The 25,195-nt window shown below is 54.2% G+C and carries 23 protein-coding genes; 17 read left to right on the top strand and 6 right to left on the bottom strand.

Features of this window, described 5'->3' with window-relative positions; genetic code table 11:
• The first annotated feature begins 97 nt into the window (after window positions 1–97).
• From pobA to J4E70_RS10505, 10 genes are all read left to right on the top strand, one after another.
• A complete protein-coding gene (pobA, locus tag J4E70_RS10460) occupies window positions 98–1,267 on the top strand; it encodes a 4-hydroxybenzoate 3-monooxygenase (protein WP_213889182.1) in 1,170 nt (389 codons plus the stop codon).
• Window positions 1,267–2,061: a 3-oxoadipate enol-lactonase gene (gene pcaD, locus J4E70_RS10465; protein ID WP_213889183.1), complete on the top strand. Its 795-nt coding sequence runs from the start codon at window positions 1,267–1,269 to the stop codon at window positions 2,059–2,061. The genes pobA and pcaD overlap by 1 nt, the downstream gene beginning before the upstream one ends.
• Window positions 2,054–2,434, top strand: a complete 381-nt coding sequence (gene pcaC, locus J4E70_RS10470; RefSeq protein ID WP_213889184.1) for a 4-carboxymuconolactone decarboxylase — start codon at window positions 2,054–2,056, stop codon at window positions 2,432–2,434. Before pcaD ends, pcaC begins: the two co-directional genes overlap by 8 nt.
• Window positions 2,431–3,162, top strand: coding sequence for a protocatechuate 3,4-dioxygenase subunit beta (gene pcaH / locus J4E70_RS10475; RefSeq protein WP_213889186.1), 732 nt, complete (start codon window positions 2,431–2,433; stop codon window positions 3,160–3,162). The genes pcaC and pcaH overlap by 4 nt, the downstream gene beginning before the upstream one ends.
• Complete coding sequence (pcaG, locus tag J4E70_RS10480) at window positions 3,162–3,767, top strand: protocatechuate 3,4-dioxygenase subunit alpha (protein WP_213889187.1); 606 nt, start codon at window positions 3,162–3,164, stop codon at window positions 3,765–3,767. Before pcaH ends, pcaG begins: the two co-directional genes overlap by 1 nt.
• 5 nt (window positions 3,768–3,772) lie before the next feature.
• Window positions 3,773–4,603 carry a 3-oxoadipate:acetyl-CoA acetyltransferase gene (locus J4E70_RS10485; protein ID WP_213889189.1) on the top strand — a complete coding sequence of 277 codons (831 nt, stop codon included), beginning with the start codon at window positions 3,773–3,775 and terminating at the stop codon, window positions 4,601–4,603.
• Entirely contained in the window at window positions 4,604–5,932 is a 1,329-nt protein-coding gene (locus J4E70_RS10490) for a lyase family protein (protein WP_213889190.1), read from the top strand.
• 33 nt (window positions 5,933–5,965) lie between these two features.
• Window positions 5,966–7,219 (top strand): TCR/Tet family MFS transporter, encoded by a 1,254-nt coding sequence (locus J4E70_RS10495; protein ID WP_343229457.1) that lies wholly within the window; start codon window positions 5,966–5,968, stop codon window positions 7,217–7,219.
• A gap of 91 nt (window positions 7,220–7,310) precedes the next feature.
• The gene (locus J4E70_RS10500) at window positions 7,311–8,396 is read left to right on the top strand and encodes a Zn-dependent alcohol dehydrogenase (RefSeq protein WP_213889197.1); all 1,086 of its coding nucleotides are present in this window, start codon (window positions 7,311–7,313) and stop codon (window positions 8,394–8,396) included.
• On the top strand, window positions 8,393–9,631 hold the full coding sequence (locus J4E70_RS10505) for a mandelate racemase/muconate lactonizing enzyme family protein (protein WP_213889199.1): 1,239 nt from the start codon (window positions 8,393–8,395) through the stop codon (window positions 9,629–9,631). Before J4E70_RS10500 ends, J4E70_RS10505 begins: the two co-directional genes overlap by 4 nt.
• Before the next feature lie 157 nt (window positions 9,632–9,788).
• On the opposite strand, the gene J4E70_RS10510 is transcribed toward J4E70_RS10505, so the two are convergent.
• The 3 genes from J4E70_RS10510 to J4E70_RS10520 all read right to left on the bottom strand — a co-directional run bounded on the left by J4E70_RS10510 (window position 9,789) and on the right by J4E70_RS10520 (window position 12,926).
• A complete protein-coding gene (locus J4E70_RS10510; RefSeq protein WP_213889200.1) occupies window positions 9,789–11,054 on the bottom strand; it encodes an ABC transporter permease in 1,266 nt (421 codons plus the stop codon).
• On the bottom strand, window positions 11,051–11,857 hold the full coding sequence (locus J4E70_RS10515) for an ABC transporter ATP-binding protein (protein WP_213889202.1): 807 nt from the start codon (window positions 11,855–11,857) through the stop codon (window positions 11,051–11,053). Before J4E70_RS10515 ends, J4E70_RS10510 begins: the two co-directional genes overlap by 4 nt.
• A 67-nt stretch (window positions 11,858–11,924) precedes the next feature.
• Window positions 11,925–12,926, bottom strand: coding sequence for a taurine ABC transporter substrate-binding protein (locus J4E70_RS10520; RefSeq protein ID WP_213889204.1), 1,002 nt, complete (start codon window positions 12,924–12,926; stop codon window positions 11,925–11,927).
• Window positions 12,927–13,311: 385 nt separating this feature from the next.
• Between J4E70_RS10520 and pdxR the strand changes: the two genes are divergently transcribed.
• From pdxR to J4E70_RS10555, 7 genes are all read left to right on the top strand, one after another.
• Entirely contained in the window at window positions 13,312–14,766 is a 1,455-nt protein-coding gene (pdxR, locus tag J4E70_RS10525) for a MocR-like pyridoxine biosynthesis transcription factor PdxR (protein WP_213889205.1), read from the top strand.
• Window positions 14,767–14,973: 207 nt separating this feature from the next.
• Window positions 14,974–16,743: a sulfoacetaldehyde acetyltransferase gene (xsc, locus tag J4E70_RS10530; protein ID WP_213889207.1), complete on the top strand. Its 1,770-nt coding sequence runs from the start codon at window positions 14,974–14,976 to the stop codon at window positions 16,741–16,743.
• Window positions 16,744–16,835: 92 nt separating this feature from the next.
• Entirely contained in the window at window positions 16,836–17,777 is a 942-nt protein-coding gene (locus tag J4E70_RS10535; RefSeq protein WP_213889208.1) for a phosphate acyltransferase, read from the top strand.
• On the top strand, window positions 17,774–18,532 hold the full coding sequence (locus J4E70_RS10540; RefSeq protein ID WP_213889212.1) for a sulfite exporter TauE/SafE family protein: 759 nt from the start codon (window positions 17,774–17,776) through the stop codon (window positions 18,530–18,532). Before J4E70_RS10535 ends, J4E70_RS10540 begins: the two co-directional genes overlap by 4 nt.
• 103 nt (window positions 18,533–18,635) lie before the next feature.
• Complete coding sequence (locus tag J4E70_RS10545; protein WP_213889213.1) at window positions 18,636–21,431, top strand: molybdopterin oxidoreductase family protein; 2,796 nt, start codon at window positions 18,636–18,638, stop codon at window positions 21,429–21,431.
• A 96-nt stretch (window positions 21,432–21,527) separates the two neighbouring features.
• On the top strand, window positions 21,528–22,274 hold the full coding sequence (locus J4E70_RS10550; RefSeq protein ID WP_213889214.1) for a 4Fe-4S dicluster domain-containing protein: 747 nt from the start codon (window positions 21,528–21,530) through the stop codon (window positions 22,272–22,274).
• Complete coding sequence (locus J4E70_RS10555) at window positions 22,274–23,146, top strand: dimethyl sulfoxide reductase anchor subunit family protein (RefSeq protein ID WP_213889215.1); 873 nt, start codon at window positions 22,274–22,276, stop codon at window positions 23,144–23,146. The genes J4E70_RS10550 and J4E70_RS10555 overlap by 1 nt, the downstream gene beginning before the upstream one ends.
• Window positions 23,147–23,153: 7 nt before the next feature.
• Here J4E70_RS10555 and J4E70_RS10560 read toward each other — a convergent pair whose 3' ends face one another.
• Genes J4E70_RS10560 through J4E70_RS10570 form a run of 3 tightly spaced genes read right to left on the bottom strand, consistent with a single transcriptional unit; the run spans window position 23,154 to window position 25,184 of the window.
• On the bottom strand, window positions 23,154–23,936 hold the full coding sequence (locus J4E70_RS10560; RefSeq protein ID WP_213889217.1) for an iron chelate uptake ABC transporter family permease subunit: 783 nt from the start codon (window positions 23,934–23,936) through the stop codon (window positions 23,154–23,156).
• Entirely contained in the window at window positions 23,929–24,693 is a 765-nt protein-coding gene (locus tag J4E70_RS10565) for a metal ABC transporter ATP-binding protein (RefSeq protein WP_213889219.1), read from the bottom strand. The genes J4E70_RS10560 and J4E70_RS10565 overlap by 8 nt, the downstream gene beginning before the upstream one ends.
• On the bottom strand, window positions 24,690–25,184 hold the full coding sequence (locus tag J4E70_RS10570; protein WP_213889220.1) for a Fur family transcriptional regulator: 495 nt from the start codon (window positions 25,182–25,184) through the stop codon (window positions 24,690–24,692). The genes J4E70_RS10565 and J4E70_RS10570 overlap by 4 nt, the downstream gene beginning before the upstream one ends.
• Window positions 25,185–25,195 lie beyond the last annotated feature (11 nt).

The raw sequence follows: 25,195 nt of genomic DNA on the forward strand, positions 1-25,195 counted from the left end.
ACTGTAAGGCGCAGCTAAGAAAGCGGCGAAGGCCAATCCCTAAATAATTGACACTGACAATTAGCTGGTGCGATAGTTCCGCTACCGGGAGGGCTCTATGCGAACACAGGTTGTCATTATCGGGGGTGGTCCATCAGGTCTTTTGCTTGGCCAGTTGTTGCACAAGCAAGACATAGACGCAGTGGTGCTGGAGCGAAGGACCCGCGAATATGTGCTGGGTCGCATTCGCGCAGGCGTTCTCGAAACAGGTTTTGTGCAGTTGATGGAAGAAGCGGGTGTAGGCACCCGGATGGCCGCAGAAGGGCAGCAACACGACGGTGCAATTTTCGCATACGGTGACAGGCAATTTCGTGTTGATTTTAAAAAGCATACCAATACGCCGATAACAATTTATGGCCAGACTGAGCTGACCCGCGATCTGTATGACGCCCGCGAAGCGGCGGGTGCCGAAACCTTTTTCAATGTCGAAAACGTCGTGATCCATGATGCTGATCGCGATGCACCTTATGTAAAGTTCAGCCAGAAAGGAACCGAGTATCGGCTGGAATGTGATTACGTTGCCGGATGCGATGGGTTTCATGGCGTCAGTCGGCAGACAATTCCACTGACGATCCGGCGAGAATACGAAAAGCTCTATCCCTTTGGCTGGCTCGGCGTGCTTTCAGAAACGCCGCCGGTGGATGATGAGTTAATCTATGCAAATTCAGACCGAGGTTTTGCCCTGTGTTCCATGCGAAATGAAAACCTCAGCCGATATTACGTGCAGTGTTCCCTTTCTGACAGGCCAGAAGATTGGTCAGATACGCAATTCTGGGAAGAGTTAAAGCGGCGCATTCCAGCGGAAACAGCGGAGGCCCTGATCACCGGACCCTCAATCGAAAAATCCATTGCCCCATTGCGTAGCTTCGTAACAGAGCCCATGCGGTGGGGGCGGCTGTTCCTGTGCGGTGATGCGGCCCATATTGTTCCGCCAACCGGGGCGAAGGGGCTTAATACAGCGGCATCCGATGTGCACTACCTTTATCATGCATTGATCCACGCCTATCATGACAAGGATATGGAAGGCATTGAACGGTATTCAGAAAAGGCGCTTGCGCGTATTTGGAAAGCGGAAAGATTTAGCTGGTGGATGACGAATTTGTTGCATCGCTTTCCGGAACAAAGCCCGTTTGACCTGAAGATGCAAAACGCCGACCTTGAAGCATTGGAAGAAAGCGATACAGCGCAGAAATTGCTCGCACAAAATTATGTAGGATTGCCGTACTGATGTTGATGGCTCAACTGAACGATATCAACGTCCACTATGTGGACGAAGGCGACCGGAATGGCGCACCTGTTGTTTTTGCAAACTCACTTGGGACTGATTTTCGCCTATGGGACCAAATCATTCCACTGCTTCCGCCGGGACTACGATTAATACGCTATGATAAACGCGGCCACGGGCTGACGACCTGCCCGGCGGGCGACTATTTCATGGGTGATCTGGTTCAGGACGCGGCGCGTCTGCTTGATATGCTGGGTGTCAAAGGCTGTGTCTTTGTTGGCCTTTCAATTGGTGGAATGATTGCACAAGGATTGGCGGCTGAAAGGCTGGACCTTGTTCGCGCCATGGTCATTTCCAATACAGCCGCAAAAATCGGCACACCCGAGATTTGGAAAGGCCGTATCGAAACGGTTCGCAAAGGGGGTGTTGCGGCACTCGAGCAACCTATTCTTGAACGCTGGTTTTCCAAACGCTTTCATCGGGAAAATGCTGCAGAGCTTGATGGCTGGCGCAACATGCTCTGCCGGACGCCGGCAGCCGGATATGCAGGTTGCTCTGCCGCGATTTCCGAGACAGATTTGTTTGACAGCACGGCACGGCTTACGTTGCCGACGCTCGCGATTGCTGGTTCCGAAGATGGGTCTACCCCGCCAGATCTGGTGCGCGAAACCGCTGATCTGATCAGGGGGTCACGCTTTCATCTGGTCCGGGGTGCGGGCCACCTTCCCTGCGTTGAAAACCCAAATGAATACGCAGAGGTTCTGACCGCTTTTCTGGAGGAGGTCGGCCATGTCTGACCGATACAACGACGGCATGAAAACCCGCCGCGAAATTCTAGGCGATGCACATGTCGACCGTGCAGAGGCCGCTAAAACCGCTTTTGACACGCCCTTTCAAGAGCTTATCACCGAAGGGGCATGGGGTACTGTCTGGGCGCGCGACACGATCACGCCGCGCGAACGTTCAATGCTGACGCTGACTTTGTTAGCGGCTCTTGGGCATTGGGAAGAATTTGCAATGCATATTCGTGCCACCGAAAACACCGGCGCCAGCCCCGAAGATGTACGCGAGGCCATGCTACACGTCGCGATCTACGCCGGGGTTCCTGCGGCCAACCACGCGCTGAGAATCGCACGCGACACCTATCACGAAATGGGGGTTACACTATGACCAACAGATCACCCACTGAATACTACCAGCGAGACCGGCAGTGGCATCCGCCAGCGTTCGCTCCTGACTATAAAACGTCATTGTCGCGCTCGCCACGCATGCCCTTGCTGTCGCTTGAAAATGCTTTGGGAGAGGTGACAGGCCCGGTTTTCAGCCACAATGATATTGCGGAAATTGACAATGACCTGCTGAACAATTTCACACATGGGGGCGAGCCGATTGGCGAGCGGATCATCCTGCATGGCCGCGTGATCGACGAAAACGCAAGGCCCGTTCCCCATACGCTCGTCGAGATTTGGCAGGCGAACGCAGGCGGGCGTTACCGGCATAAGAAAGATACCTATCTTGCCCCAATTGACCCGAATTTCGGTGGTTGCGGGCGGACGATGACTGATGCGGACGGGTATTACTTTTTTCGCACGGTAAAACCCGGCGCATATCCCTGGCGCAATTGGATCAACAGTTGGCGACCTGCGCACATACACGTTTCAATCTTTGGGTCTGGCTTTGCGCAACGACTAATTACACAGTTGTATTTTGAGGGCGATCCGCTCATTGCGAAATGCCCTATTGTGCAATCTATCCCTGACCCCGAAGCTGTAGATCAACTGATCGCCGCTCTTGATATGAACGCCACCATCCCTCTGGATTCAATCGCTTACAAGTTTGATATTGTGCTGCGCGGGCGGCGCTCTACCCTGTTTGAAAACCGGCTGGAGGGGAACTGATGGTACAGAAACTTAACTACCTCAAGGAAACCCCATCACAAACCGCAGGGCCTTACGTTCATATAGGACTGGCCCCCGGCGCAGCAGGGTTTGAGATTTTTGATCAGGAACTTGGCTGGGACATCGCAGGACCAAACGCAAAAGGTGAACGTATTCGCGTAGAAGGTTATGTCTATGACGGAACCGGTGCACCCGTAAAAGATGTTATGCTTGAGGTCTGGCAGGCCAATGCAGAAGGGGTCTATGCCCATCCCGAAGATGGCCGCGCGGTTGAAGACGGCTTTCGTGGCTGGGGGCGGGTGATCACCAATTTCGGAACCGGACTCTGGGGTTTTGATACTGTAAAGCCCGGCGCAACACCGGGTCGAAACGGAACCACACAAGCACCGCATCTGAATCTTTGGATCGTGGCGCGTGGCATCAATGTCGGGCTAAGTACACGCATGTACTTTGATGACAGCGACAATTCCGCAGACCCGATTCTGGGCCTTATCGAACAGGCTCATCGTCGCGATACTTTGATCGCAACACGACAAAATGATGATATCTATCGTTTCGACATACACTTACAGGGTGACGCCGAGACCGTTTTTCTGGATATATAGGTCTCATGAAAAATCCTTGTATCATTTGCGTCGCCATCACCGGATCTGTGCCGAAAAAGGCTAACAATCCGGCGGTGCCGGTCACCATCTCTGAGCAGATTGAATCAACCCACGCCGCGTTTGAGGCCGGGGCCAGTATCGCCCATTGCCACGTGCGCAACGACGATGAAACGCCAACGTCCGACCCGGAAAAATTTGCCCGCCTCAAGGAAGGTCTGGAAAAACACTGCCCCGGTATGATCATCCAGCTTTCGACAGGTGGCCGCTCAGGTGCCGGGAACGAACGTGGTGGCATGCTGCCGTTGCGGCCAGATATGGCATCACTTTCCGTCGGCTCCAACAACTTCCCAACTCGTGTTTATGAGAATCCACCCGATCTTGTGAATTGGCTCGCGTCCGAAATGAAAACCTATGATGTGAAGCCCGAGATCGAGGCTTTTGATCTTTCGCACATCGTACAGGCCACACGCATGCAGGCCGATGGCCGTTTGAACGGGCCGCTCTACGTTCAATTTGTGATGGGTGTAAAGAACGCTATGCCCGTGGATAAGGAAATCTTTGATTTCTATATCAAAACGTTGAACCGGCTCGCACCTGATGCGCTTTGGTGTGGCGCTGGTGTTGGCCCGGGGCAAATCATGGTCAACGAATGGTCGATAGCCGCCGGTGGGCACACGCGCACGGGATTAGAAGACAACATGCGTCTTGACCGCGATCACCTTGCACCGTCAAACGCAGCGCTTGTGGAACGCGCCGTAGACCTATGCGAAAAATATGAGCGCCCCGTCGCAACGTGGCAGGAAGCGCGGAAAATTCTTGGTTTGAGAGCCACATAAATGGCAACAACACCCTTTGACAGCGCAATTACCCGTGACTTGTTTTACGACGCAGAGGTAGGAAAGCTGTTCACTGACAGTGCAGAAGTCCGGGCAATGATGCTGGTCGAGGGCACGCTTGCCAAGGTGCAGGGCAAGCTTGGCATGATCCCTGAAATCAGTGCTGCCGCCATTCACCGTGCTGGTCTTGAGATACAGATCGACCCCGGTGGGCTGTCAGCAGAAACCGGTAAAAACGCTGTCGTCGTCCCTGCCCTCGTCGCTGCATTCCGCAAGGCAATGGAGGCACCGGAACACGCACAATACCTGCATTGGGGCGCAACATCGCAAGACATAATAGACACCGGGCTTGTGCTGCGTCTTCGACAGGTTTTGTCAATTTACGAGACACGGATAAAAGCGCTCGTCAAAACCCTCGGTTCACTGGCTGAGGAGCACGCAACTTTGCCAATGGCGGCGCGGACATGGGGTCAGACCGCCACTGTCACAAGTTTTGGCGCAGTCGTTGCGAGCTGGGGAACCCCGTTTATCAATCATCTTGATCGACTGGCAGTATTGCGCCCACGCCTTCTGAACGTCTCTCTTTCCGGGGCGGCGGGAACATTGTCTGCAATGGGTGACGACGGCCCTAAAATACGCGCGGCCCTGGCAGAAGCCTTGTCTCTGAATGATCCGGCAAGGTCGTGGCATTCGACACGCGATAGTCTTGCAGAACTTGCAGGCTGGCTGACACTTGTTACCGGCAGCCTTGGAAATTTCGGCGAAGACATTTTGCTGATGACACAATCAGGGATCAACGAGGTATCACTGTCCTCGGGCGGCGGTTCTTCGACTATGCCGCAAAAATCAAATCCGGTCTTGCCTTCGCTTCTGGTTGCTTTGGCTGGACAGACCTCGGCCCTTAACAATGTCATGCAATCCGCCACAAAGCACCGTCAACAACGTGACGGCGCGGCATGGATGTGCGAATGGATGAGCCTGCCGCAGATGTGCATGGCGACTGCGCGCGCCCTATCGGCAGCGACGGAACTAGCGAACACCCTAAGCCCGAACAATGCGGCAATGGCGGCCCATATCGACGATGGCACCGGCCTGATCTATGCCGAAGCGTTGTCTTTCGCGCTGGTGCCCGGCCTTTCCCGTCCAGATGCTCAGGCTGCTGTAAAGGAGCTTTGCCAACAAATGCTTGATCAAAGAGAACCCTTACGCAAGCTCGCATCGAAACGGTGGCCGGACGTTGACTTTGGCACAATGTTTTCCCACATTGCCCAGCTTGGACAGGCCCCGGCGGAGGCACGAGACTTTGCGAAATCTGCTAAAGCTCTTTAACTAAACCGCGTAGTTCACTATCTACATCGGCACGTGCGGACATCCGGGCCGCGCGCGGAGCAAACCATGTCCAACCGCCTGCCCATGTTGTTTATCCTGATCACGCTGATGATCGATTCCATGGGTATTGGGCTGATCATGCCCGTGATGCCGGATCTCATCATTGATGTGCAGGGTGGTGATCTTGCGTCTGCCGCTATATGGGGCGGCGTGCTGGCGACCAGTTTCGCCGTGATGCAATTCCTGTTCTCGCCTGTCGTTGGCAGCTTGTCCGACAGGTTTGGCCGCCGTCCTGTTTTACTTATTTCACTCGCTGTCATGGCGCTGGATTACGCGGTCATGGCGATTGCAGGCACGATCTGGCTGCTGTTTGTCGGACGCATCATTGGTGGCATCACTGCCGCCACGCAATCTACCGCGTCTGCCTTTGTTGCGGACATATCAGCCCCTGAAAAGAAGGCTCAGAATTTTGGGCTGATGAGCGCGGCTTTTGGCGTTGGCTTTGTGATTGGCCCGATGTTTGGCGGTTTGCTGTCGACCTTTGGGCCACGTGCGCCCTTTGTCGCCGCTGCGGCGCTGGCGGGGTTAAACTTCGCCTTTGGCTATTTTGTGCTGCCCGAAACCGTAACTGACCGCATCCGCCGCCCGTTTATGTGGCGACGCGCGAACCCGTTTGGCGCCTTCAAAAACATTGGGAACTTGCCGGGCTTAAAAGGTCTTCTTGTGGTGTATTTCCTCTATCAGATTGCGTTCTTCGTTTATCCGGCAATCTGGAGCTATTTCACACAAGAACGCTTTGGCTGGGAACCGGTGATGGTCGGCTATTCTCTGGCTGCATTCGGTGTTTCCATCGCAATCGTACAGGGTGGGCTGATACGCCTGATCATTCCGCGTTTGGGCGAAAGTCGAACTGTGATTATAGGCTTTTTGTTCAACATGATCGCCTGTCTTGCGATTGGCACAATTACAAATGGCTGGGTGGTTCTTGCACTGACACCGCTGACAGCACTCGGCGCAATAGCTGGGCCTGCAATGCAAGGAATCATTTCACGCATTGCGGGCGATGATCAGCAGGGTGAACTTCAGGGAGTGCTGGCCAGTGTTGCCGCAATTGGCACAATCCTGTCGCCGTTGATTATGACCTCCACCTTCAGTTATTTCAGCAACCCGGCGGCGCCGATCTATTTGCCCGGGGCACCATTTTTGCTTTCGATGGTGCTTATGGGACTTTGCGCGTTCGTTTTTCTCGCGACATCACGCCGTAGCGTTGCAACCTCAACACCATAATCTCTGTTTGCGACATGTTTTTGTCGCGTGCCCCCTTGCAGCCCAGCGCTGAACTTCGCACCCTACTGTGAACACAACAGGAGCTTTGCCCATGTCCCAAATCCGCGCCGCCGTGGCACATACCTTCGGCCATCCCCTTTCCATCGAAGACGTGATACTACGCGCGCCCGAGATGGGTGAAGTCGAAGTCACGCTGGAAGCCTGCGCAATCTGCCACTCTGATATTGCGTTTATCGACGGTGGCTGGGGCGGAACCCTTCCTGCAGTCTATGGACACGAGGCGGCTGGCCGGATTTCGGCCCTAGGCCAAGGGGTTCAAGGCTATGCGGTTGGCGACCCGGTTCTTGTAACACTGATCCGCTCTTGCGGTGCCTGTGCACCTTGTTCAGGTGGCTCTCCGGTTTCCTGTGAATCGCCGACTCCGATGCATGGGCCGATCACACTGCCCGACGGCAGCCCGGTCGAGCAGGCAATGGCCTGTGGCGCATTTGCTGAAAAGGTTGTCGTGCACCCCAGCCAGATTGTTCCGATCCCCGAGAATATGGCGATGGATGTTGCTTCGCTCCTGTCTTGCGGCGTGATTACCGGTGTTGGCGCGGTGGTGAATTCTGCCGAATTGCGTCCCGGCCAGACCGCTGTCGTAATCGGCGCGGGTGGCGTTGGCCTTAACGCTATTCAGGGCGCACGCATCGCCGGTGCCGCAAAGATAATCGCCATCGACATGCTTGAGGAAAAGCTGGACGTCGCAATGGAATTTGGCGCGACCCACGGGATTTTGGCAAGCTCCGAGAAACCCTGGGAACAGATTTCCGAATTGACGGGAGGGCATATGGCCGATGCTGTTTTCGTGACGGTTGGCGCGATTCCAGCCTATGAAAGTGCGCCGCGTTATCTTTCCCGCAAAGGCAAGATGGTGATGGTTGGCATGCCACACTCTGGAGCAAATGCATCCTATGAGCCGGTTGTCATCGCCGCTCTTGGGCAAAGCATGATTGGAACAAAGATGGGCGACGTTGTCTTGCGCCGCGATATCCCATGGTTGATCGACCTCTACCAGCAAGGCCGTCTGAAACTGGACGAACTGATTTCAGGTCGCTGGTCGCTGGATCAGATAAACGAGGCGATAGCCGATACCAAAACAGGTGCGGCACGCCGTAATGTGGTGATGTTCAAATGAAACTGCGAGACCTTGAAATATTCACCGTTGCCCCGCCACCGCCCGGATGGGGTGGGCGCTACTGGACATTCGTGAAACTCACGACCGACAACGGCATCGTTGGGTATGGAGAATGCTATGCCACATCGGTTGGCCCCAAAGCCATGGATGCCGTCATAACGGATGTCTTTGAACGGCACATGCAAGGTGAAAACCCCGAAAACATAGAGCTCATGTTCCGCCGCGCCTATTCCTCGGGCTTCACGCAGCGGCCTGACCTTACGGTGATCGGTGCATTCTCTGGTCTTGAAATCGCGTGTTGGGATATTCTTGGCAAGGCGCATGATCGCCCTGTTTATGCGCTGATGGGTGGACTGATGAATGAACGCATCCGCTCTTACACCTATCTCTACCCGATGGAACACCATTCGCTTAGCGAGTTCTGGACATCGCCTGACATGGCCGCAGAATGCGCTGCTGCAATGGTAGACTTGGGCTTTACTGCGGTGAAATTCGACCCGGCAGGCCCCTATACTGCGCGTGGTGGCCATATGCCCGCGATGAGCGATATCAGCCAGTCGGTCGCCTTTTGCAAAGCGATACGCGAGGCGGTTGGAGACAAGGCAGATTTACTATTCGGCACACACGGGCAATTCTCAACCGGTGGTGCCATACGACTTGGCAAGGCGATAGAGCCTTATTCCCCACTCTGGTTTGAGGAACCGATTCCGCCGGATAATGTAAATGAGATGGCCAAGGTCGCCCGCGCGACATCCACCCCGATTGCAACCGGTGAACGGCTGACCACAAAGGCTGAATTCGCAACAGTCCTGCGCTCGGGTGCGGCGACAATCCTGCAGCCCGCCCTTGGACGATCCGGCGGTATTTTGGAAACCAAAAAGATTGCCGCAATGGCCGAAGTCTACAACGCCCAAATAGCACCGCATTTATATGCGGGACCCGTGGAATGGGCAGCCAATATTCAGCTTGCCGCGAACATACCAAACCTGCTGCTTGCGGAAACCATTGGCACGGGCGGTGATTTCCACCTGCCGCTGATCAAACACTCCATAACCTGGGAAGACGGATTTATAATCGCGCCCACTGCCCCTGGGCTCGGCATTGAATTTGACGAAGGCCTTGCACGGGCCAATCCGTTCACTGGAACCGGCCTGCACCTTGAGATGCAGGAAGCGCCCTGTGACTACAAGAATGGCAACGTTTTCTTAGGTGGTGCTCCGGCGCGCGAAGACTAGATTTACAGACTTCGTGATTGGTCATCAAAAGAAAGAGGAGCGTTAAGAACGCTCCTCTTTGAGTTTGTTATTAAGCGACGTTTGCTTTGCGCGGAGATCAAGGATTTTCTAAAAATCCTTGTCAAAAATCTTTGTAAGATTTATTCTCCCACGTGGCTTAGCTACGTCCCTTCCATGGCACCAGATAGTTTTCAGCCTTACGCATCAGGATATCGATGCCGTAACCGATGACGCCAATCAGGATGATCCCCATGATCACGATGTCGGTCAGCTGGAACTTTGAGGCCGCAATGATCATCATCCCGGCGCCCTTTTGCGCCGCAACAAGTTCTGCTGCCACAACTGTTCCCCAACAAACACCCATTGCAACCCGCGCACCGGTAAAGATTTCCGGCAAAGAGTTGGGCACAATCACGTGCCGCATGATCTGACCACGTGACGCCCCCAACGAATAGGCTGCGTGAATCTTGGTAATATTCACACCAGACACACCCGCCCGCGCTGCGATCGTCATGATCCAGAGCGCCGCAAGAAACAGCAACACGATCTTCCCGGTTTCCCAAATTCCGAACCAGATGATCACCAGCGGGATCAGAGCAAGTGGTGGTACGGGGCGCATGAATTCAACGATTGGATCAAACCAGCCACGGAACCAACTGCTGAGCCCCATCGCGTATCCCAGCGGGATACCGACAAGTGACCCAAGGACAAAGCCTGCAATCACCCTCATCAGCGAGGAACTCAGGTGTTCGATTAGCGTAAAGTTCTGATAGCCTGACCCGGAGATTTCAACAAGACGCGACCAGACCGCTTCAGGCGACGGCAGCCAAATCGGTTCCATTTGCCAGCCTTTTCTCGGCTCAAAATTGATCGTGCCTTTTCCTGTCAGACTGACCCGTCCGGCGTCGACCATAACTTCCTTGCCCGGCTCAATCGCCTGTCCGTCAATCGCCGTAATGCGAAAGCCGTCCTCTCCGCTTCCCTCATCATTTCCCTTTGTCTGAACAAGGCCGCTGCGCCATGCACCCACCGAAGCAACATCATTTTTAGCAAACCCGTCGCCCGGTTCTACTTCGGGTTCTTCATCTGCGCTGCCGGTTTTGCGAACAACAACGGTGACCGTTGCGTCATCCGTCGCGCCCGCAGCATTCGTTGCGGTGTAGGTGAACGTCGCATCCCCAACAAAAGGACCCGGCGCATGAATCGGTGTCAACTTAGAGCCGGTAAAGGCACCCCAAATCAGAAATATGGACAGAACTGAGATGATAGAGGCAGCCCTGTTGGGCTTTACCGCACTTTCGTCGCCGAATGTCACCGTCTTCAGACTGGTGAAATCATGCTTGGCGGTCATCATTTTTGTTGCGGTACTCACAAGAAAAAAGGCACCTACAAACAAAATGATATAGATAATCAGAATGGTCATGCTGCGCCCTCCGTCCGGCCCATGATCTCTTCTTCCATTTCCCAGATCATCGACAGAATTTCTTCTCGCGTTTCGGAATAGCCTTTGGCTTTTTTCACCTCACGCAAATCTGCGTTCACACCCATTTCAGCATATGGCAACTGGTATTCCTTATGGATGCGCCCTGGCCGTGGTGCCAGCACCAACAACCGCTCACCCAGCAAAATAGCCTCTTCCACCGAATGGGTGATCAGAATCACGGTCTTGCCGGTCTCTTTCCAAAGTTTCAGAACAAGGCCTTGCATTTTTTCACGGGTCAGCGCGTCAAGTGCACCTAACGGTTCATCCATCAGGATAACATCAGGGTCATTTGCCAGACATCGCGCCAGCGCAACACGCTGTTGCATACCACCTGACAATTCGTAAACCGCCTTGTCTTTAAAATCGCCCAATCCGACGACCTCCAGCAAATGTTCAACGGTCTCGTTGCGCTCTGATCTGGGCAGCCCTTTCATCCGGGGTCCAAAATCAACGTTTTCACGCACGCTCATCCATTCAAACAGCGCACCTTGCTGAAAGACCATTCCACGCTCTGCATCAGGGCCGGTCACTGTATGGCCATTCAGAACAACTTGTCCTTCAGTGGGCGCCAGAAAACCCGCGATGATATTCAAAAGCGTTGTCTTGCCGCAGCCCGATGGCCCAAGCACAGACATCAGCTCGCCTTCTTTGATATTCAGTGATACGTCCTTCAACGCCTGAATCGATGTTCCGTTCGGCAAGTCAAATCGCATTGAGATATTTTCGATTAATAGCCCTGTCACGCTAACGTCCCCTTTGCTGTCCCTAATAGAAAAACGGCGCGCCGGATGGCGCGCCATTTAATAAGGTTTACATCGCAGATGCGGCCTGTAGCGCTGCCGTATTCACCGTTGCGTCATAAGAGTCGAGGGCTGAATCGATTGAACCTGCACCTACAAAGACGTCTGCGACGCCTTTCATGAAGATCTGGCTACCGCCACCGAGCCATTTATCGCTCAGCTGGTCTTCGACGCTTGGGAAAGTGAAAGTAGCGATCGTCGCGCGGGTATCTTCCAGTTCCATACCAGCGTCCTTAGCGATAACCGGCAACATTTCTTCAACGCCTTCGCCAGAATTCCAGCGCTCGTTCATCTCTGCGGTGACAGCGAGGAACTTCGCAAGCAGTTCACCTTCTTCCGCAACAAAGTTTGCTGGTGCGGTTGTCACGTCAAACACCAGAATGCCGAGTTCTTCCTTTTCGGCTCCTGTCAGCAGCACGTTGCCGTTTTCTTTCATTCGACGCAGTGCGCCACCCCAACCGCAGGCCATATCGATAGAACCTTGCGACAATGCAGCGGCACTTTCAGCAGGCGCCATGTCGACAACTTCCAACGACGCCACATCAACGCCAAAGTGGTTCATCTGAGACAAGAAGCCATAGTGCGCAGCAGTACCAAGAGGTACAGCAACTTTCTTGCCGGCAAGCTCGGACGCACTGGATGCGTCGATCTCAAGGCTCGATGCCACAACGCAATTGTCGTTGTCAGAATAGGACACGGCCACGTCAACGATCTGGATGTCCTGACCAGCAGATACCGCAACTACGAAGGGCGGAACGCCCTGGCTGACAGAGATATCCACGTCGCCCGACGCCATCGCCGCGCTCATTGCAGTTCCGGTGTCAAACGCTACCCAGTTTACCTTGACGCCCATTGCTTCATCATAAAGGCCATTCACTTTCGCAAACTGAAAAGGCATCGGCCATTCCAGGAAGTAGGCGACAGTAATTTCGTCGGCAGCATATGCTGCCTGAGCACCCGTCAACATAGCTACACCAGCAACTGCACTCATAAATTTGGTTTTAAGTTTCATTCTTTTCTCCCGGTTATTTTACCGCTTCAGCGGTTTGATTTTATCGATTTGGAACAGCAAAACTTTTTTGTTTTGTCTTGATTTTGACCAAAGCATTACACAGCGAACCACAGAACCCGATTCCAAAATAGCCCCGAATTTCGATTGCGATTCTCTTGCTCCTTCCATTCTGAGACGTTTCTGCCAAGCCTTTCACAGAAATTTTGCAGACAAAAATTCTGCTCTAAGTCTAAGCAATTTCAAAATTTTTCAAGTTTTTTTGTTCGCGACCTCCACTCAGGAAACCGCTCTTGCGTCTCCTGCTATTGAACATGAATAATGCCTCATCGTAAAGTCCAGTATCTCCAGTTTACATTGCGCGATAAGACCAGTTAAAGAACACAACATGGCAATATCTGAAGAAACATTTTTCCTCGAGAACCGATTCGAGGGCACTCTCCAAAGCCAGATTCAACAAATGGTGGCAGAGGGAATTCTGTCTGGACGCTTTCGACCCGGTGAAAAAATGCCCTCTTCGCGGAAGCTGGCCAAACATCTCGGTGTGTCGCGGCTGACCGTGACGCTTGCATATAACGAGCTCATATCTGACGACTACCTGACGTCGCATGGCCGCTCTGGTTACTTCATATCCCAAAGTGCGCCTCCACCACCGGAGTTTTCAGCTGGTCATTCCCGAGACAGCGTTGACTGGTCGCGCGCAATTGGACGGCGGTTTTCCGGCGCTCGATTGGTTGAGAAACCGGTTGACTGGGAGGCGTTCCCTTATCCCTTTGTCTATGGGCAAGCGGACCCAACGCTGTTTGATCAGCAAAACTGGCGCCTTTGTGCGCTTCAGGCACTCGGCCGCAAGGACTTTTCAAGCCTGACGGCAGACTATGCCGAAAGGGATGACCCGAAGCTGGTTGAGTTTATCGCGCGTCACACGCTCCCGCGGCGCGGAATATTAGCACGCCCAGAAGAAATCCTGATCACTATAGGGGCGCAAAACGCCCTCTGGCTTGCTGCACAGATACTCCTGACGCAACGACGTACCGCAGCTTATGAAAACCCCTGCTATCCGGGTTTGCGAGAAATTTTAACTCAGGCGCGGTGTCATCTGGCCCCTATCCCAGTTGACGATGATGGTCTTCCACCCGACCTGCTGCCAGACGAAACGGACGTCGTCTTTACGACTCCAAGCCATCAGTGCCCAACCTCGACAACAATGTCGCTTAAACGCAGGCAGACATTGCTGGAACGCGCACGTGAACGGGATTTTCTGGTCGTTGAAGACGACTATGAGTTTGAAATGTCGTTCCTGACCAAAGCATCACCAGCGCTTAAGTCTCTGGATGAAGATGGTCGCGTTATCTATGTAGGCTCTTTTTCCAAATCCCTTTTTCCGGGACTGAGGTTGGGGTATCTGGTCGGTTCTGCACCATTTATTCAGGAAGCCCGCGCGCTCCGATCCTCGGTCCTGCGCCATATACCCGGTCACACGCAGCGTACCACCGCCTATTTTCTGTCGCATGGACACTATGATGCTCTCGTGCGCCGTATTCGAAATGCGCTTCATGAACGGCGTGAATTGATGGACCAGGAAATCCGCAAGCATGGCCTTTCCATCGCTGGGCGTGCCAGCTTTGGCGGGTCTTCGTTCTGGATGTCGACCGGGCCTGGCATTGACGTCGACGATCTGACAACCCGCCTCAAGGCACGGGGCGTCTTAATTGAACCCGGAACACCGTTTTTTGAAACGGCCGATGAAGGACGAGAATACTTTCGTCTTGCCTATTCTTCGATACCGCTTGCTAAGATTCCCAAGGGCATCGCCATTCTTGCTGAAGAAATGGGCCGCTAAGGGAGCCCGCAAAGACTGTACAAGACCGAGTGCTGCAAATTCAACGTTGACAAAAACTTCCGTTAATGAGACTTAAGGTCTCATTAACGGAAATGCTGGCTATAGAGTGCACCCAAAACTGGACCTACATGAAGGCAAAGCTAAGCAGTAGCCTACGCGCTGAAATCATATAAATTGGCCCAGCCCGCCACGTCGAGGAGACACCGCATGAAAATGACAACTGAAGAAGCCTTTGTAAAAACCCTCCAGATGCATGGGATCGAACATGCCTTCGGTATCATCGGCTCGGCAATGATGCCGATTTCCGATATCTTTGGCAAAGCCGGTATCACCTTCTGGGATTGTGCACATGAAGGCTCCGGCGGCATGATGGCGGACGGATACACCCGTGCCACCGGCAAGATGTCAATGATGATCGCTCAGAACGGACCGGGCATCACCAACTTTGTGACCGCCGTAAAAACCGCTTACTGGAACCACACTCCCGTACTGCTCGTGACACCACAAGCCGCGAACAAGACTATGGGTCAAGGTGGCTTTCAGGAAGTCGAGCAAATGGCCGCGTTCGAAGACATGGTATGCTATCAGGAAGAAGTCCGCGACCCTACCCGTATGGCCGAGGTTCTGAACCGCGTTATTCTGAACGCCAAACGCTACAGCGCCCCGGCACAGATCAACGTGCCACGCGACTACTTCACGCAGGTCGTTGACATCGAACTGCCTCAGATCGTCGAATTCGAAACCCCGGCCGGCGGTGAAGCCGCACTGGATCAGGCCGCTGAATTGCTGTCAAATGCCAAGTTCCCTGTAATCCTGAACGGCGCCGGCGTTATTCTTGCCGACGCAATTCCGGCGTCCGCCGCTCTGGCTGAAAGACTTGATGCACCCGTCTGCTGTGGTTACCAGCACAATGATGCCTTCCCGGGCTCTCACCCGTTGCATGCGGGTCCTCTTGGCTACAATGGCTCGAAAGCAGGTATGCAGCTGATCAATCAGGCTGATGTTGTTTTGTGCCTTGGCACGCGCCTCAACCCATTCTCAACACTGCCGGGCTATGGAATCGACTACTGGCCCACAAACGCTAAAATCATTCAGGTTGACGTCAAGCCAGAGCGTATCGGCCTGACCAAGCCAGTTGCCGTTGGCATCGTGGGCGACGCCAAAAAGGTTGCGGCAACACTGCTGGAAAAACTGTCAGATACTGCAGGCGATGCAGGGCGTGACGCGCGTAAAGCGAAAATCGCCACAACTAAATCGGCTTGGGCGCAGGAACTCAGCTCGATGGATCACGAGCAGGACGATCCCGGCACCACATGGAACGAGCGCGCACGTGCTGCCAAGCCCGACTGGCTCAGCCCACGTCGTGCATGGCGAGCGATTCAGGCCGCGCTACCAAAAGACGCGATCATCTCTTCCGATATCGGCAACAACTGCGCTATCGGTAACGCCTACCCGTCGTTTGAAGAAGGCCGTAAATACCTCGCACCAGGTCTATTTGGCCCATGCGGCTATGGCCTGCCGGCGGTTGTTGGTGCGAAAATCGGCTGCCCCGATGTTCCCGTTGTCGGCTTCTCCGGTGACGGTGCTTTCGGCATCGCAGTAACCGAGCTGACCGCGATCGGCCGCAAAGAATGGCCTGCCGTGACCCAGATCGTGTTCCGCAACTACCAGTGGGGAGCCGAAAAACGTAATTCGACACTGTGGTTTGATGACAACTTCGTCGGCACCGAACTGGACACTCAGGTGTCTTATGCCGGCATCGCCAAGGCCTGCGGCCTGAAAGGTGTTGTCGCGCGTACGATGGACGAACTGACCGATGCTCTGGACCAAGCGATCAAGGATCAGAAAAACGGTATCACCACACTGATCGAAGCCATGATAAATCAGGAACTGGGCGAACCGTTCCGTCGCGACGCAATGAAAAACCCGGTTGAAGTTGCCGGTATCAGCGCAGACGATATGCGTCCGCAGTCTTAATTGTTCTAAAAACCTCCTTATCGGCCCCCGGAACTTGTTTTTCGGGGGCCGGTACTCCCGGCGGCATCGCCGCCTGACCGTGAAATTTACCGATGACCTCGCCATTCCTCACTTCGCGCGAACCGACCTGCCCAGCAGATCTGATAGAGCGTGCCGCCGCCTTACCCTCTCCGCGTGTCGTGATTGCCCGCGCCGGATCCCCATTGCCAATGCAAGCCGCGTTTGAGGCGACCAAAGCGGGTCTTATGACCCCGATTTTCACAGGTGAAGCTGCCGATATTTCGCGCGAAGCAGCCGCATTGAACTGGGATATTTCCCAATACCAACTGATCCAAACAAAAGGCGAGGAAGAAGCTGGCCAAGCTGCTGCCGCACTATGTGGCAATAGACAGGCTGATGTCTTGATGAAAGGCCAGCTTCACACTGACGTTTTCATGAAATCGGCCCTCAACCGCGATGCGGGTCTGCGTACAGGTCGCCGCCTTGTTCATATTTTCCATGTCACGCATCCAGATGGTGGACGCCCGCTTTTGATTTCTGACGCCGCGGTCAACGTGGCGCCAAACCTTGAAACCCGGCAAGACGCGATCCGCGCGGTTACAACCCTGCTTCAGCAACTTGGCACCGCGCGCCCAAAAATAGCGATACTCTCGGCAACTGAATCCCCGATCCCCTCTGTCCCGAGCGCGGTAGAAGGCCGTGAACTTTCTGAATGGGCGGCGCAAAACGTGCCTGATGCCGATGTATCCGGACCATTGGCGCTTGATTTGATCCTGTCACCAGACTCCGTCGCCGTAAAAGGACTGACCGATGATCCTGTCGCAGGTCAGGCCGACGCTGTCATTGTGCCGGACATTGTTTCGGGTAACACGCTGTTCAAGGCACTTGTGTATCTGTCTGGTGGATGCGCAGCCGGTCTGGTGCTTGGCGCAAAGGTGCCGCTGCTGCTGACCAGCCGTGCTGATCCGCCCGCTGCGCGCCTTGCATCCGTAGCGCTTGCCGCAATCCATTGCGCTGGGATAACCCCCGAATGAATGCTTTGGTCGAAATCACCGGGCTGCCAATGCTGCATCTTGTCCTTTTGGGCCTGATCACATTTGTCGCCGGTGTTGTACGTGGCTTTTCAGGGTTTGCTTTGTCAGCCGTGGTGATGGCGACGGCGCTGTTTATCCTGCCCCCTGTCAAGCTTATCCCGATACTTTGGTTTCTCGAGTTTTCTGCTAATATTCTTATGGTTCGAAACGGGATTAAAGAAGCAAATATGACCGTGGTCATGGGGCTTGTCATTGGATCAATCCTTGGTTACCCGATCGGCCTTTCGCTGACTCACAGCCTGCCGGTTGAAACATCAAAACTGGTTGCGCTATGCATCGTTCTTACGCTCGCCTTTACGCAAATATTGCGCGTTCGCCTGGCCTTCCTTGCAACATTGCCTGGTCTTTACGGTGCTGGCCTGATTTCAGGTGTCGTCAGTGGCCTTGCCTCTGTCGGGGGAATGGTTGTCGCGCTTTATGTTTTGGCAAGCACGGCGCCCGCACGCGAAATGCGGGCCTCTTTGGTGATGTATCTGACCGTCTCGCTTATCAGCAGCCTCGTTTTTCTTATCTCCTACGGCATGATGGACCGCGCCACCATTGCCCTTGGTCTTTTATTCAGTCTTCCAACCATGCTGGGAGTCGCTGTTGGAAAACAGATGTTTTCACCCAGACTTGAACCCTATTACCGCCCTTTTTGCCTAAGCCTGTTGATGGTATTAGCAGGAACGGGAATCCTAAGATTGGCGACTTAAAAGAACATGCGTTTCGTAAAGTCCAAAACAACCAGAATAATAGTCGCGCAAACGACAGAATTCAGCTTAAGTGTCTCAAGCATTTACACAGCAGGGAAGCCATATGTCCTTTAATCAGCCAGCCCTGGAGACCTCCCCAAAGGTTTCTGACGAAATCCGCAAGACGACATGTTACATGTGTGCCTGTCGCTGTGGGATTAATGTGCATCTTAAGGACGGCAAGGTCGCCTATATCGAAGGCAATCGTGATCACCCTGTGAACAAGGGTGTGCTTTGTGCCAAAGGGTCTGCGGGCATTATGCAGGTCAATGCACCCTCGCGCCTGCGCGCACCCCTAAAGCGGGTTGGCCCGCGCGGTTCTGGCGAATTCGAAGAAATCAGTTGGGAAGAGGCGCTGAGCCTCGCGACAAGCTGGCTGCAGCCGATCCGCCATGAAGCCCCGGAAAAGCTCGCCTTTTTTACCGGGCGCGATCAGTCGCAATCTTTCACATCCTTCTGGGCGCAGGGGTTTGGCACCCCAAACTACGCGGCACACGGTGGGTTCTGCTCGGTCAATATGGCCGCAGCGGGAATCTACACGATGGGTGGTGCGTTTTGGGAGTTCGGTCAGCCTGACTGGGATCACACAAAACTGTTCATGCTGTTTGGTGTTGCCGAAGACCATGATTCAAACCCGATCAAAATGGGCCTTGGTAAAATCAAGGCCAATGGTGCCAAGGTCATCGGCGTGAACCCGATCCGGTCCGGCTATAACGCGATTGCTGATGAATGGGTCGGCATCACACCCGGCACCGATGGTCTGTTCATTCTGTCGCTCATACATGAATTGATAAAGGCGGGTAAGATCGACCTCGACTACCTGTCGCGTTACACCAATGCCCCGGTTCTGATTGATGCTGAAACCGGGCTTCTGATGCGGGATAAAAACGGCAAGCAACTTGTCGTTGATCGTAAAACCCGCAAACTGGCGCCCTTTGACAAGCGCGGCGTTCGCCCTGACCTTGCAGCCACGCACGAAGGCAACCGCACGGTTTTCCAACTGATGGCCGAGCGTTATCTGGACGAACAATATGCACCAGAAGCCGTTGCCGAACGTTGCGGCATCCCTGCTGGGCGCATTCGCAAAATCGCGGCTGAAATTGCCCGTGTCGCCTTTGACGAGGCCATTGTGCTTGAGCGGCCGTGGACAGATTTTCGCGGTGAGAAACACGCTCAGATGACGGGTCGGCCAGTCTCTTTCCATTCTATGCGCGGAGTGTCAGCGCATTCCAACGGGTTCCAGACCTGTCGCGCGCTGCACGTGCTGCAAATCATTCTTGGTACGGTCGAGGTGCCCGGCGGCTTCCGCTTCAAACCGCCCTATCCAAAACCGGTGGAGGCGCACCCGACTCCGCATTGCCATTCAAAACCCGACTGCCCGCTTGATGGGCCGCACCTTGGATTTGTGCATGGGCCTGAGCATCTTGCTCTTAAAGAAGACGGCACAGCGGCGCGCATTGACAAGGCGTTCACCTGGGAAAACCCGATGTCGTCACATGGCCTGATGCATATGGTGATCTCTAACGCCCATGCAGGGGACCCATACAAGATCGACACGCTGTTCATGTATATGGCGAATATGTCTTGGAATTCATCGATGAACACCGGCGGTGTCATGCAGATGCTGACGGACACGGATGAAAACGGTGACTACGTTATTCCGCACATCATCTATTCGGACGCTTACAGTTCAGAAATGGTGGCCTATGCTGATCTCATTCTGCCGGACACCACCTATCTTGAACGGCATGATTGTATCTCGCTGCTTGACCGCCCGATCTGCGAGGCGGACGGTGCGGCAGATGCGATCCGCTGGCCGCTGATAGAACCTGACCGCGATGTACGCGGCTTCCAATCTGTTCTGGTCGACCTTGCAAACCGCATGAAACTTCCCGGCTTTGTAAACGAAGATGGCTCTGCCAAATACAAAGATTACGCCGATTATATCGTGAACCACGAACGCCGCCCGGGCATTGGCCCGCTTGCAGGTTTCCGCGGGGACGGGTCTGAGTCAGGCCGGGGTGCCGTAAACCCCGATCAGCTTGATCGCTACATTGAAAACGGTGGCTTTTTTGTCGAGCATATCCCAACAGAGGCAAGTTACTATAAACCGTGGAACACAGCCTATCAGGACTGGGCGGTTGGCATGGGTATCTATGATGCGCCCCAGCCTTACCTGTTCCAGCTTTATGTCGAGCCGATGCGCAAATTCCAGCGCGCCGCCGAAGGGCATGGCGAGCGCCAGCCGCCAGAGCATCTACGCAAACGCATCATCGACACGATGGACCCGCTGCCAATCTGGTATGCACCGTTTGAAGACAGCAATGTTGATACGGAAAAATTCCCGATCCACGCGCTGACCCAGCGCCCGATGGCGATGTATCATTCGTGGGGAACGCAGAATGCATGGCTGCGTCAGATTCACGGTGTGAACCCGCTTTATGTACCAACAAAGATTTGGGAAGAGCATGGCTTTGCCGACGGTGACTGGGCGCGTGTCACCTCGGCCCATGGTGAAATTACGGTTCCGGTCGCACTTATGGCTGCACTGAACGAAAAAACAATCTGGACGTGGAACGCGATTGGCAAGCGCAAAGGCACCTGGGCCCTGGATGAGAACGCACCAGAGGCCACCAAAGGCTTCCTGCTCAACCATTTGATTCACGAGCTTCAACCCCCCAAAGGCGATGGAATGCGCTGGTCAAATTCCGATCCGATCACAGGTCAGGCCGCTTGGTTTGATCTCAGGGTGAAGATTGAAAAGGCCATTGCCCCAAGTGAATCACAGCCCGTCTTCGACCCGATCAAATCACCGGTCGGGAAAGGTGCAAAAAATCTGACGTGGAAGGTGGGGAAATGAGTTTGAATTCTTACAAGTTCCACTGCTCAGCACCTTTAAAGTTTTGCAAAACCCCCGGTTTCAAAACATTGAAAACTTTAAATTCGGAGGGTCGTCATGACTGATCTGCCGACCCACACCGAAAAAAAGCTTGGCCTTGTCATCGACCTTGATACCTGTGTCGGCTGCCATGCCTGTGTTGTTTCCTGCAAGGGCTGGAACACCGAAAACTACGGTGCGCCGCTGTCTGATATGGATGCCTACGGTGCCGAGCCTGTGGGAACCTTCCTGAACCGGGTTCATTCCTACGAAGTTCAGCCAGAGCAAGGGTTTGCGCAAACTGTGCATTTCCCGAAATCCTGTCTGCATTGCGAAGATGCGCCCTGCGTCACGGTCTGCCCCACCGGGGCGAGCTACAAGCGTTTGGAAGATGGTATCGTACTGGTAAACGAAAGCGATTGTATTGGCTGTGGTCTGTGCGCCTGGGCCTGCCCCTACGGCGCGCGTGAACTGGACCAGGTGGAAGGGGTGATGAAAAAATGCACCCTTTGCGTGGATCGTATATATAACAATAACTTACCCGAAGAAGACCGGGTTCCCGCATGCGTCAGAACCTGCCCTTCGGGCGCGAGACACTTTGGCGATCTGGGTGATCCTGACAGCGAGGTCAGCCAGTTGGTTGAAGCCCGTGGCGGCATGGATCTGATGCCCGAACAGGGAACCAAGCCCGTCAACAAGTACCTGCCACCCCGCCCAAAGGATACATGGGAAGAGGTCGACATCCTCGCACCTCTCCTCACCCCCGTTGCAGCAGAGCCCAAAGGTTTCCTTGGTTGGCTCGATAAAGCGCTGGAGAAACTCTGATGCATCCCGCTCCCTCCGTTATTCTGTTCACCGTTCTTTCCGGCCTTGGCTTTGGTCTGCTTACCTTTTTGGGCCTTGGCGTCCCTGACATAAGCGGTTGGGTGGCTTTTGTTTTCTTCCTGATCGCCTTTGCCTTGGCGGTCGGGGGCTTGCTTGCGTCCACATTCCACCTTGGCAACCCACAACGCGCGATGAAGGCCTTTACGCAGTGGCGCACAAGCTGGCTTTCGCGCGAAGGGTGGCTCGCGGTTGGTGCGCTTGTTGTTATGGGAGTTTACGCTTTTTGTGTGATCTTTTTGGATCAAAAGATAGAACCACTCGGCTGGGTTGGCGCCGCGCTTTCTGTTGCAACTGTCTATGCGACGTCCATGATTTATGGGCAATTGAAAACCATTCCTCGGTGGAACAACCCTCTGACATCGCTTTACTTTCTGTCGACCTCAATTGCAGGTGGCGCGCTTCTCGCCGGGCAAGCCAGACTTGCTGCCTTGTTACTGGCGCTTGTCGGGGCAGTGCAGGTCATCACCTGGATCAAGGGTGACACGCGCTTTGGCGAACGTGGCCATAGCATCGAAACCGCGACCGGCTTGGGGTCCATCGGCAAAGTCAGGCTATTTGAAGCCCCGCACAGCGGCCCAAACTACCTGCTGAAAGAGTTCGTGTTCGTTGTTGGCCGCAAACACGCATTGAAACTGCGCATTATTGCATTGGTGTTCATGTCGATCTTACCTGTGCTCCTGCTGCTTCTGCCTGTCGGTCATGCCATTGCAGCGGTTGCTGTGCTGTCTCATCTGTTTGGCACATTGGTATCGCGTTGGCTGTTTTTTGCAGAAGCTGAACATGTGGTCGGCCTCTACTATGGTAAAAGATAGAGGCACACTACGCTTTGCGCCGCCCCAAAGACGTGGCGAAAAACGCAGCCGCTGCCGCCACGATGCTTGGACCGGCAGGGGTATCGAGCCACAATGACATTCCCAGCCCAGCAAGGGCTGACGCCGCACCAAAGATAATTGCCCCGATTGCCATATGTTCCGGCGTGCGTGCGAAACCGCGGGCCGCTGCAGCCGGGATAATAAGCAATGCCGCAATTAGCAGTGCACCAACAACCTTGATCGCGACAGCCACAACCAGTGCCAAGGCCAGCGTTAGAACAAGTTCTTCACGCCGCGGATTGATCCCAGAGGCCTGCGCCAAATCCCGGTTCAGCGTTGCCGTTAGCAATGCTGACCAACGCCAGTAAAGCAGGCCGGTCACGACCAGTGCACCACTCCAGATCACTAGTAGGTCCAGACGCGAAACCGCCAGTATATCGCCAAACAGATAAGCAGACAGATCCACGCGCGCACCCTGGATGAAGCTGATTGCGACCAGACCCAGCGCCAAAGCCGAATGCGCAAGCACCCCAAGTGCTGTGTCCATCGAATGGCCCTTGTGCGATAGCATATTGACGAGCAAAGCCATTCCAAGCGCAGCTACAAGCGTTCCCAGAAAAACAGAACTTGAAAACCCAAGCGCCAAGGCCACGCCCAGAATTGCAGCATGCGATGTTGCATCGCCAAAATAGGCCATACGACGCCAGACAACAAAACTGCCAAGCGGACCCGCGGCTAAAGCAACACCCACACCTGCAAGCGCTGCACGCGCGAAAAAATCATCAAGCATTGGCGTGATCCTCATGGGCATGGGCATGGTCATGGTGATCGCAATCACCGTCGTGCACATGGTCATGTGCGTGCTGATAAAGCGCGAGCGCACCTTGCGTTCCAAGCCCGAACAATGCGCGGTATTCTGGGGTTTCCGACACGACCGTGGGCGCCCCTTCACAACAAATGTGGCCGTTCAGACAGATGACCCTGTCAGACGCGCTCATAACAACGTGAAGGTCATGACTGACCAGCAAAACAGCACAACCCGTTTCATTGCGGACATCTTCAATCAATCTGTAAAATGCAGCAACACCGGGTTGGTCCAACCCCTGGGTAGGTTCATCCAGAATAAGAATATCCGGTTTCGCCAAAAGCGCGCGTGCAAGCAGTACCCGTTGAAACTGCCCACCTGAAAGATCAACCATCTGACGTGTTTCAAGTCCTTGAACGCCGACGCGTTCAAGGGCGTGCGATTGGTCCGCGACAAATTTTCTGTGAGGCAATGACAAGAACCGCGAAACTGTGATTGGCATGGATGTATCAACCGAAAGCCGTTGGGGCACATATCCCACAGATAGACCTGGTTTCGGTGTCACCGTCCCTTTGCTGGGGGTCAAAACACCAAGCAAGGTGCGCAGCAATGTAGATTTCCCAGAACCATTTGGCCCGACAATCGTAACGATTTCACCTGACTCAATCGAAAAATTCACGTGGCTTAATACGGGTGCTGCGTCATAGCATACAGTCACATCCTTGGCGGAAATCAGGCTCATTCTGCTTGCTCCTGACAGGTGGGGCAAAGACCAACAGCTTCCAAATTCATCCGATCGACCTGAAATCCAAAAGATTGCGCCGCTTTCTCCACCGCAATTTGAACGTCTGTTCCAGCTGTTTCAGCGACAACAGCACAAGACTTGCAAATAAAGAACACCGGCTTGTGCGCATGATCGGGATGCATACAGGCGGTAAAGGCATTCAGGCGACGAATACGGTGTGCAAACCCATGTTCCACTAAAAACTCAAGCGCGCGGTAAGCGACGGGTGGCTGGTTGCCGAAACCATCTTCTGCCAGACGCTCAAGCACATCATAAGCTCCTAGGGCCTGGTGGGCCTCTAGCAATATCTCAAGCGTGCGACGGCGGACAGGCGTCAGACGCAAAGCTTTATCCACAGCCAGATGGTCTGCGTGGGCCAACGCCGCCTTCGTGCAGACCGCATGATCGTGCGAACAAAACGCTAATGCTCCTGCTGGGTTTTCGGGCATTTTTTTGGATT

It is taken from the genome of Pseudohalocynthiibacter aestuariivivens, assembly GCF_018457175.1.
Taxonomy (GTDB): Bacteria; Pseudomonadota; Alphaproteobacteria; order Rhodobacterales; family Rhodobacteraceae; genus Pseudohalocynthiibacter; species Pseudohalocynthiibacter aestuariivivens.